Here is a 10,222-nt window from a genome sequence, read left to right on the forward strand (position 1 = left end):
CCGCCTCGGCGAGCAGCACGCCGGGCGCGGCGTCCGCGTGGCCCAGTTGCTCCGCAGCATGCCGGCAGTGGGAGCAGGCGGACAGATGCTCTTGGACATCGGGCAGCAGGGCGCCGCCGCGGCGGATCGGAACGTCGAGCAGGCGGTTGTAGTAGCGGCATTCCTTGCCGGGCGCGAGTTCCCGGTGGGCGCGCACCAGGCCCTCCCGGAATTTCTCGCGAGCCTGTTCCAGCGCGGCCGCCGCACTGTCGACGTCGAGGCCGAGCAGCCCGGCGGGAACGGTTATCGGTTCGGCCTCGACCTCGATGTGCCACAACAGCGCCTGTTCCAGCCGGGGAAGGGCGTGAAAGGAGCGGTCGGAGAGGACGCGGTTTTCCGGTATCAGGGTCTTCGCGGCGCGCATACCGCGGCCCCCGGCGGGTTTCCCGAGTCCGGGCAGTACGGCGGTGATGCGGTCGGTGCCGGACCAGGTGACGACCGTGTCCCGGACTGCCACGAGCAGCCGGGGCCTGAGCGCCTCGGCGGGTTCGCCGAGGGCGAGCCGGCCGAGGACCTGGTGGAAGGCGGTGGCGGTGACCATGTGCGCGAGCGGACCGGAAAGGGCCAGGCAGACGACCGCGTAGTCGTGCGCCGGCTGCCAGTGCCGGGCCATCAGCAGGGCGGCGGACCGGGAGCCCTCCGCGTCGGATCCGGCCCGCAGTGGGCCGGCGAGCGATTCATCGGACTCCCCGGGGTCGCCGCCGGGCGGCGGATAGGGAGGACGAGGGGGGTGGGGGGTGGGCACTGAGCGGATTCCTTTGGTGCGTGCTGCGTCGATACGTACCTCTGCGGTGCGCGGGGAGGGGAATTGGCCGGCGTTCGGCCGGTGAAGTTCCGCAACTGCCGGAAGAACCCCGGATTTTACCCCCCGCACGGGCGTTGCAACCCTTGCACAACTTCCACATGAGCAACAAGGCGCCCGCACACATCGGCCGTTTGAAAGAAAGTCAGAATACGGCGGCCGACTCGCTCACGTGCACCGGCTTTCGGAATTCCATGCGCCCCGTGTGAAGTGTGCGCACACACCGGCGGGCGCGCGCACGCTTCCGGGTGGTACAGCCCGGTAGTGGACTGGGAGCGGCCTCCTCGGAAAGGCCCCGCGCACCCTGTCCCGGCCGGCGGCCCCGGCGGCTTCCCCCGCCGGCCGGGGCGGGCCGGGCGACCGTGGGCCGGCAGGGCTCAGATCTGCCAGGAGCGCAGCCGGTCGGCCGCGCCGTACACATCGGCCTTGCCAGAGATCAGATCGCGGGCGAGGTCGACGAGGGCGCCGTAGGGCGGGTCGATGCCGACACCGCTGACGAACATGTAGGCCACGGCCGTCGCGCAGGCGAAACGGGCGTTGGCGGCGGGCAGGGGCTTGAGCACGGCGAGGGTGTGCAGCAGGGCGGCGGCCCGCCAGGCGGGATCGGAGTCCACGCCGAGCCGGGGCGGATCCACGCGGTGCCGGGCGACAGCGGCGACCAGCGCGGAGAAGTCATCGACCGCGGGCTGGTCGGGCAGGACCTCCTCGTGGCGCTGGAGCAGCCAGGGGACGTCGATGTGGATGACGGAGGGCATGCGTCAGGCGGCCTCGTCCTTCGCAGGGGGCTCGTCGTCGGGGAAGGCCGCCGCGAACTCCTCGGCGTGCGCGGCGAAGAACCGCCGGAAGGCCTGGGCACCCTCCTGCAGCGCCCGGTGCCGCGCTATGTCGGCGGCGGCGGCCTCGCGCACGAGGGCTTTCATCGACGTACCGCGCTCCTTGGCGATCTGCCGCAGGTCCTCGAGTTCCCGTTCGCTGAACTCCACGTTGAGAGCTGGCATACCCCTCACGGTACCGCGCGGGTACTTACCCGTAAATATCGCCTGGTCAGGCGCCCTTTCCCTCGGTACCCGCGGAGTCCGAGAGCCATGTCCGATTCCCGCCGGTCACGGGCCGCTCGACGCAGCAGACTCGGCAGCACGGAAGGAACACGAGAGAACGAGAACACGAGAGAACAGCACGAGAGAGCAGAAGGAATACCCCGATGAACACACGCACTGTCCGCACCGTCCGCACCGTTCACCCCAGCCCGCTGGGCGACCTGCTGCTGACCGGGTCGGTCACGCCGTCCGGGTTCACGCTCACCTCGCTCGGCATGCCCGGGCAGCGTGGTGCGCCCGCCGTCGGTGGGGCGGACCGCGACGACGCGCCGTTCGCCGAGGCACACCGACAGCTGGACGCCTACTTCGCGGGCCGCCGGACCCGGTTCGAGCTGCCGCTCACGGTCACCGGCAGCCCGTTCCAGCGGGCGGTGTGGCAGGCCCTGGAGGACATCCCCTACGGCACGACGACCACGTACGGCGCGTTGGCCGCCCGGCTGGGCGTGCCGCGCGCCGACCTGCGCGCGGTCGGCCGGGCCCTCGGCGACAACCCGCTGCTGCTCGTGCGCCCCTGTCACCGGGTGATCGGCGCGGACGGCTCGATGCGCGGGTACGCGGGCGGAGTCGAGCGCAAGCTGTGGCTGCTCACCCACGAGGGCGCGCTGCAGCCGTCCCTGGTGTGAAGGAAGCCGGCATGACGTTCACTCCGGCCGAGGCCCGCCGCCGGGCGGCCGGCCCGCACGGACTGGGCCGCGCTGCGCTCCGCGGAATGTGCCGTGATGGGCCCTGGGAGTTGCAGCCGCCGCACCTGTATTCGCGCCGTAACAGCAGGCACTCTCGCCTCCCCCAGCGCTTCTGCAGTGCCGGCACCGTCACGTGCTGGACGTCCGCCGTACCGACGGAGCCGAGCATCCTGCGGCAGGGCCACGGCCTGGTGTTCACCGCCCGCGACCGCCCCGTGCGCACCTGCCGCGGCTGGTCCGCCGGGGCGATGCGGCACGGGGTGAGCACCGTACGGTCCGGGCGGCGTCGCACCCTGGGGCTGGTCCTCCACGACGCCGCGTGAGGGGGCACCTCAGAGCCGGTGTCACACCTCCAGCCGGCTGATCCGCACCGCCCCCTGCGTTTCCCCCGGGTGGGCGCTCGTCAGGGTCAGGCGGAGCCGGGAGCCGCGCCGGGCGTCGAAGGTGATCACGGTCGGGTTGTCCGAGGCCGTGGCCCAGTCCACCTTCGCGCCCGTCACCGGCACATAGGCGCGGCCGTCCCAGACCGCCGCCTCGATCTGCGCGGGCAGCGTATGGGTGGTGTCCACCGTGAAAGAGACGGCCACCTGGTCGAAGGTGCGCTTGCGTCCGAAGTCGACCGACACCCAGTCCGTCGCACGCGCCCCGCTGAACGCGGGCAGCAGTGCGGTGGCCGACTTGGCGAAGGCGTTGGACCAGCCCGTGGCCGGGTCGCCGTCCAGCATCGCGGCGGGCAGGGTGTCCGGGCGTCCGGAGTAACTGGCGTCCGCGCAGGGGTAGTTCGACGGTGCACGGTGGTCGGGCTTGAAGTCCGCCGCCGGGGTGCGGGCCGGCTCGCTGGCCGGGGTGGTGCGCACCTCCGCCGTGCCCGTGCGCAGACCGGCCGCCCGCGCGGTGACCTTCAGGGGGCCGGGCCGTGTGCCGGAGCGGACGATGGCGAGGGCCTTGCCGTGGAACGCGGTGCGGGTGCTCGCCTGGTAGCGCTCGGCGCTCTCCTCGCGGCCGTTGTCGACCCCGGCCAGCGAGCCGCCGGTGACGGCGAAGGTGATCAGGTGCCCGGCGTCGGGCACCACCACGCCCCGCGCGTCGACGATCTCGGCGGTGACGAAGGCCAGGGACCGGCCGTCCGCGGCGAGCGACGTGCGGTCGGCGGTGAGGCGTACGGTGTGCGGAGCTCCGGCGGTACGCAGCACATCGGTGGCGACCACCTTGCCGTCCCGCCGGGCCACGGCCTTCAACTCGCCCGGCTGGAACGGCACCTTCCAGGTCAGATGCAGCTTGCCCGCGCTGCCGTTGGGGCTGGTGTAGCTGCCCGGATAAGGGCCGTCGGTGAAGGTCTTGTCGTCGCCGGTGGCCTCCGTGGTCTCCAGGTAGCTCCGTCCGTCGGTGGTCTTCTTGACGTCGAACTCCCGCACGCCGAGGGACTTTCCGTTGAGGTACAGCTCGACCGACGGCACGTTCGCGTACGCCCAGACCTCGACCGTGTCGCCGTGCCCGTGGTTCCAGGTCATCGGCAGCAGATGAACCATCGGCTCGGTCGTCCACTGGCTCTTGAAGAGGTGGTACATGTCCTTCGGGAAGCCCGCCGTGTCGACCGCGCCGAAGAAGGACGCCTTGACCGGGAAGACGTCGTACGGGGTGGGCTCGCCGATGTAGTCGATGCCGGACCACAGGAACTGCCCCGCGAACCATTTGCGGTCCCGGTCCTTCTTGTGCCCGTACTCGCCGCTCATCGTCCAGGAGGCGAGGTTGTTGTCGTAGGAGGAGGTCTCCCGCCTGCCGGGGGTGTGGTTCTCGCCCGTGTTGAGGTGCTCCGGCTCCTGGTACGCGCCCCGGGTCGAGGTCTCCGAGGAGGACTCGGACTCGAAGAGGAACAGGTGGGGGTAGTTGGCGTGCAGGGCGTCGACGGAGTTGGCGGTGTTGTAGTTCAGGCCGAGGCCGTCGAGTCTGGCCAGCATCAGGTCGGCCGGGGAACCGGCGGCGGGCACAACGTGGTACTTGTTCGAGCCGATGACCACCGGCCGGGCGGCGTCGGCGGCCTTGATCGCGCCGATGATCCGGTCGGCCATGGCGAGCCCGGCCGTGGAGGTGGAGTCCGGGATCTCGTTGCCGATGGACCACAGGACGACGGCCGGTGAGTTCCGGGCGGCCAGCACCATCTCGGTGGCGTCCTTCTCGCACCACTCGTCGAAGAACCGGCCGTAGTCGTACGTCGTCTTGCCGGTGCGCCAGCAGTCGAAGGCCTCCACCATCATCACGATGCCCAGCTCCTCGCAGACCTGGATCATCTGCGGCGAGGGCGGGTTGTGGGAGGTGCGGAAGGCGTTGACGCCCATCGACTTCATGATCCGCATCTGTCTGCGCACCGCGTCGACGCTGATCGCGGCGCCGAGCGCGCCCTGGTCGTGATGCAGGTCGACGCCCTTGATCTTGGTGTGGGTGCCGTTGAGGGAGAAGCCCTCGTCGGGGTCGAAGCGGTAGGTGCGGATACCGAAGGGCGTCTCATATGTGTCCGTGGTACGGCCCGCGACGCGCAGCTCGGTGTGCAGGGTGTAGCGGTGCTCCGGGGTCGTGACGTCCCACAACAGGGGCTTGCCGACGGTCAGTTCATGGGTCTCGGTGGCCTGGTCGGAGACGGCGACCGTGGTGGACGTACCGGCGACCGTGCGGCCGTCGGGGCCGCTGATCCGGGACAGGAGCCGTACGTCCGTGCCGGTGCCGGACTCGTTGCGCACCGTCGTCGCCACCCGGACCAGGGCGCTGCCGGCCGAGACCTCGGGGGTCGTGACGTAGGTGCCCCAGCGCGCCACGTGCACCGGTTCGGTGATGACGAGCCGGGCCTCGCGGTAGATGCCGCTGCCGGAGTACCAGCGGCTGCTGGGCAGTTGGTTCTGCACCTTGACCGCGAGCACGTTGGCGGTGGTTCCGTCGGTGTGCACGAGATCGGTGAGGTCGAGGGCGAAACCGGTGTACCCGTAGGGGTGGCGGCCGGCTTCCGTGCCGTTGCAGTAGACGTGGGAGTCCATGTAGACGCCGTCGAACTCGACCGAGATCCGCTTGCCCGCGCAGGCGGGCGGAAGGGTGAAGGCGAGCCGGTACCAGCCGAGGCCGCCCGGCAGGAAGCCGGTGCCGCTGGTGGTGCCGTGGCCGGTCGTGGGGGTGTGCTCGATGCTCCAGTCGTGCGGGACGGCGACCTCACGCCAGGCGGAATCGTCGTAGCCGGGGTCGGCCGCTCGCGCGTAGGCGCCGGTCGGGTCGGTGGTGCCGTCCGGGTTGGCCAGGGCAAAACGCCAGCCGTCCCGTAGGGGCACGGTCCGGCGTCCGCCGGGTGACGCCTCGGCGGCGTCGGCGGCCGGGGCCGCGGGAATGCTCAGCAGCGCTCCGGCCGCGGGTGTTGCGGTGGCGGCGACCAGAACCGATCGCCGAGTGACCCTCATGGCGGCTCTCCCTCATCAAGGCCCAGAAGTACTCACAACTGATCGCGAACAAACAGATTCTGACGGTCTGCCACACGCGATCGTCAAGGGCCGGGCACCGCGCGTCCGCGCCCGCGGCAGATCGACCGGATCTCTCCCTTGACCTTTTTGACCTTGTTCGAGCGACCGGCTTTGACCTTGTTCGAGCGACCGGCCGGGGGGCGGAGGTTGCGGTTCACGGGAGTCCCGGACGCACTACGCTGGAACACGAGAGGTGCCACCTGTTCACTGTGAGTGTGCGCTGGGGAGCGGCGACGATGAGCCGGGTCTATCCGTTCGACGACGCGAGGACGGCCCGGGCGGTCATCGACGACGACGGGACGCTGGTCGAGTGGAACGAGGGCGCGCGCCGCCTGCTCGGCCACCCCGCGGACGCGGTCCTGGGCCGCCCCGCCGCCCGGCTCCTGGCCGCGGACGACACCCCGGCCATGCCTACGGGCACCCGCTGGGAGGGAACGGTCGTACTGCGCCACCGGGACGGCCGTACCGTCCCCGTCTGGCTGCTCGCCCACCGCAGGCCGCCGCACGACGGACACGGCGGCAGCTGGCTGCTGGTCACCCCGCTGACCGGCGCGGAACGGCGCGACGAGGACGACCCGCTCACCGCGGCGGGCCTGATCCAGTCGCCGTGCGCGATCGCCGTGTACGACGCGGAGCTGCGGCTGCACCGGATGAACGACGCGATGGCCGAGGTCATCGGCCTGCCGCAGGAGCGTCTGCGCGGGCTGCGGCTGCCGGAGATCGGCGGCAAGCCGCAGAGCGAGGAGCTGGAAGAGGGCATGCTCCGGGTGCTGACGACAGGGCGGCCGCTGGACGTGCAGACCTTCCAGCGCACCGGCGGCGAGGACCGCGCCCGCCCCTGGCTCGCCCGGATGGCCCCGGTCAGGGACGCGCGGGGCCGGGTGCGCGGCGTGTGCCTGGCCGCGCACGACATCACCGACAGCCACCGGGCCCGGCAGCGGCTGCAGCTGGTCAACGAGGCGAGCGTGCGCATCGGCAGCACCCTCGACGTCACCCGTACGGCCCAGGAGCTGGCGGACGTGTGCGTGCCCGCGCTCGCCGACTTCGTCACCATCGACCTGCTGGACCCGCCGGAGCACGGCGGCGAGCCCCCGGCCCGGCTGACGGCGCCGGTCACCCTGCGGCGGGCCGCCCATCGCTCGGTCCTGGAGGGAGCGCCGGAGGCGGTGCGGGAGCCCGGGCAGACCGAGGAGTACCCGTCCGGCTCGCCCCAGGCGGACTCGCTGACCGCGGGGCACACCATCATCGCCTCGGTCGCCGCGGGCGGCATGCTGTCGTGGCTGACCTGGAACACCGCGCGGGGCGAGCGGGTACGCCGGTTCGGCATCCACTCCTCGATGGCGGTGCCCGTCCAGGCCCGCGGGCTCACCCTCGGCGTGGCGGTCTTCACCCGCCACCGGCGCCCGGACCCGTTCACCGCGGACGACCGGCTGCTCGCCGAGGAGATCACCACCCGGGCCGCCGTCTGCATCGACAACGCCCGCCGCTACTCCCGCGAGCGGGAGACCGCGCTCGCGCTCCAGCGCAGCCTGCTGCCCCGCACCCTGCCGCGCACGGCCGCCCTGGAGGCCTGCTCCCGCTATCTGCCGGCCGCGCGGACCGGGGCGGGCGGCGACTGGTTCGATGTGATCCCGCTGTCCGGGATGCGGGTCGCGATGGTCGTCGGGGACGTCGTCGGGCACGGTGTCGAGGCCTCGGCCACCATGGGCCGGCTGCGTACCGCCGTCCGCACCCTCGCCGACATCGACCTGGCCCCGGACGAGCTGCTCACCCACCTGGACGACCTGGTGGTCCGGCTGTCGGAGGAGTCCGGCGGCGACGGCGGCCCCGGCGAGGTCGGCGCCACCTGCCTGTACGCCGTGTACGACCCGGTGTCCCGGCGCTGCACCCTGGCCCGCGCCGGGCACCCGACGCCCGTACTGCTGCGGCCGGGCGGGCGGCCGCAGCCGCTGGAGCTGCCCGCCGGTCCCCCGCTGGGCCTCGGCGGGCTGCCCTTCGAGTCCACCGAGCTGACGCTGCCCGAGGGCACCGTCCTGGCCCTGTACACCGACGGTCTCGTGATGTCCCGGGAGCGGGACGGGGACACCGGTCGCGCGCTGCTTCACGAGGTGCTCGCCGGGCACACGGACTCCCTCGACGTGACCTGTGACCGCGTCCTGCGCGCCCTGCTGCCGCCGGGCGGCGCCGCCGACGACGTGGCGCTGCTGCTCGCCCGCACCCGGAGCCTGCCCGCCGGCCAGGTGGCGACCTGGGACATCCCGGCCGACCCGGCACTGGTCGCGCCGATCCGCAAGCAGGCCGTGGAGCAGCTGGACGGCTGGGGACTGAGCGAGGCCGCGTTCACGACGGAGCTGGTGGTCAGCGAGCTGGTCACCAACGCCATCCGCTACGGCGCCCACCCCATCCGGCTGCGGCTGATCCACGACGCGACCACGCTGACCTGCGAGGTCTCCGACACCAGCCCCACCGCCCCGCATCTGCGCCGGGCCAAGACCTTCGACGAGGGCGGACGGGGCCTGCTGCTGGTCGCCCAGCTCACCCAGCGCTGGGGCAGCCGGCACACCCCGGAGGGCAAGACGATCTGGGCGGAGCTGCCGCTGTACGAGGAGGACCGGTAGGGCTACGCCCCGCCGTCGAACTGCCGCCTGCCCGAGGGCCTCTCCGGCGGATCAGGTCGCAGGGAATCGACGGCGCCTCATCAGCGCAGGTGAGCGGGGCGGCAGGAGTGCCCCCGCGGCTGCGACAGGATCCGCCGGACAGGCCGTAGCTAGGACCCCGCCAGCCAGGGCCGTACCTGTTTGCGGGCCTCGTGGAGGCGGGATTTCAGGGTGCCGAGCGGGATGCCGACGCGTTCGGCGGCCTCGGCGTAGTCCAGCTGGCAGATGTCCCGGTAGACCAGCGGCGCGACCAGGTGCGGATGCGTCCGCTCCAGCCGGTCCAGCGCCTCCAGCAGGTCCACGCGGGAGCCGGCGATGACGCTGGTGGTGCGCGGGTCGACGGCGTACGTGGGCTCGATGGCGGCCGGCTGCTCGGCGGCCCGCCGCTTCAACTCGCGGTACTTCTGCCGGCAGCAGTTGGCAACCACCGTGTACAGCCAGGTGCTGAAGCGGCTGCGGCCCTCGAAGCGGGCGATGTGCCGGGCCACCTGGAGCAGCACGTCCTGTGCGGCCTCCTCGGCGTCCTCGCGGCACGGCAGGAAGCGGCCGCAGCGGCGCACCACCTCCGGCCGGATCTCATGCAGCAGCCGGTCCAGCGACGCGCTGTCGCCGGCGGCGGCCCACCGGGCGAGGTCTTCCATCGGCGGCTGGTCCTGCACGAAGGCTCCCCCTTCAAGTCGATCTCAGGCCAGGCATGATAGTCGTATGCACTCCCTGGAGCGGATCGGCCGCTACCGCCTCGAACGTCCGCTGGGCACCGGCGCCTTCGCCACGGTGTGGCTCGCCCACGACGACGAGCTGCAGGCTCCGGTCGCGGTGAAGGTCCTCGCCGAGAACTGGGCGCACCGGCTCGACATCAGGGACCGCTTCCTGTCCGAGGCCCGGCTGCTGCGCCGGGCCGGCTCCAACCGCGTGGTGCAGGTCTACGACATCGGGGAACTGGCCGACGGCAGGCCGTACTTCGTGATGGAGTACGCCGACGGCGGCACCCTCGCCGGCCTGCTGACGGGCGGGCCACTGCCGGTCGGCCAGGCACTCGCGCTGACCGCCGAGGCCGCCCGGGCCGCCGCCGCGCTGCACGAGGCGGGCATCGTGCACCGCGACATCAAGCCGACCAATGTGCTGCTGCACACCGCCCGGGACGGCACCCGGCGGGTGCTGCTGGCCGACCTGGGGCTCGCCAAGAGCCTCGCGCAGGCCTCGGTGCTCACGCTGGCCGCGGGCTCGGCGGGCTATCAGCCGCCCGAGCAGGCCGAGCCCGGCGAGGGCATCGACGAGCGGGCCGACGTCTACAGCCTGGGCGCGGTCGGCTACGAACTGCTCACCGGGAGTGTCCCGGGCCCGCCGGGCCGGGTCGTACCGCCCGGGCGGCTGCGGCCGGACCTCGGCGAGGACGTGGCGCGGGCGCTGCTGCGCGCCCTGGAGCCGGACCGGGGCGCGGCGGCTG

General features: G+C 72.5%; 7 protein-coding genes and 2 pseudogenes. 4 read left to right on the top strand and 5 right to left on the bottom strand.

The features are described 5' to 3' along the window. The 3 genes and pseudogenes from M878_RS54305 to M878_RS54315 form a co-directional block, all read right to left on the bottom strand. Positions 1–784 (bottom strand): annotated as a pseudogene (locus M878_RS54305) (hydrolase); the annotation flags it as partial. Between the two features lie 434 nt (positions 785–1,218). Then, positions 1,219–1,596 carry a hypothetical protein gene (locus M878_RS54310; protein ID WP_023544880.1) on the bottom strand — a complete coding sequence of 126 codons (378 nt, stop codon included), beginning with the start codon at positions 1,594–1,596 and terminating at the stop codon, positions 1,219–1,221. A gap of 3 nt (positions 1,597–1,599) precedes the next feature. Continuing rightward, complete coding sequence (locus M878_RS54315; protein ID WP_023544881.1) at positions 1,600–1,839, bottom strand: hypothetical protein; 240 nt, start codon at positions 1,837–1,839, stop codon at positions 1,600–1,602. A 203-nt stretch (positions 1,840–2,042) separates the two neighbouring features. Between M878_RS54315 and M878_RS54320 the strand changes: the two genes are divergently transcribed. Next, on the top strand, positions 2,043–2,561 hold the full coding sequence (locus M878_RS54320) for a methylated-DNA--[protein]-cysteine S-methyltransferase (protein WP_023544882.1): 519 nt from the start codon (positions 2,043–2,045) through the stop codon (positions 2,559–2,561). 230 nt (positions 2,562–2,791) lie between these two features. Next, a pseudogene (locus M878_RS93615) lies at positions 2,792–2,944 on the top strand (2OG-Fe(II) oxygenase); the annotation flags it as partial. Positions 2,945–2,965: 21 nt separating this feature from the next. Here M878_RS93615 and M878_RS54330 read toward each other — a convergent pair. Further along, a complete protein-coding gene (locus M878_RS54330; RefSeq protein WP_023544884.1) occupies positions 2,966–6,058 on the bottom strand; it encodes a glycoside hydrolase family 2 TIM barrel-domain containing protein in 3,093 nt (1,030 codons plus the stop codon). 296 nt (positions 6,059–6,354) lie between these two features. Here M878_RS54330 and M878_RS54335 point away from each other — a divergent pair, with 296 nt between their 5' ends. Continuing rightward, positions 6,355–8,736, top strand: a complete 2,382-nt coding sequence (locus M878_RS54335) for a SpoIIE family protein phosphatase (RefSeq protein WP_023544885.1) — start codon at positions 6,355–6,357, stop codon at positions 8,734–8,736. 149 nt (positions 8,737–8,885) lie between these two features. On the opposite strand, the gene M878_RS54340 is transcribed toward M878_RS54335, so the two are convergent. Next, complete coding sequence (locus M878_RS54340) at positions 8,886–9,416, bottom strand: RNA polymerase sigma factor (protein WP_209445621.1); 531 nt, start codon at positions 9,414–9,416, stop codon at positions 8,886–8,888. 64 nt (positions 9,417–9,480) lie between these two features. Between M878_RS54340 and M878_RS54345 the strand changes: the two genes are divergently transcribed. Further along, a partial coding sequence (locus M878_RS54345) for a serine/threonine-protein kinase (protein WP_023544887.1) occupies positions 9,481–10,222 on the top strand: 742 nt, incomplete at its 3' end.

It is taken from the genome of Streptomyces roseochromogenus subsp. oscitans DS 12.976, assembly GCF_000497445.1.
Lineage (GTDB): Bacteria > Actinomycetota > Actinomycetes > Streptomycetales > Streptomycetaceae > Streptomyces > Streptomyces oscitans.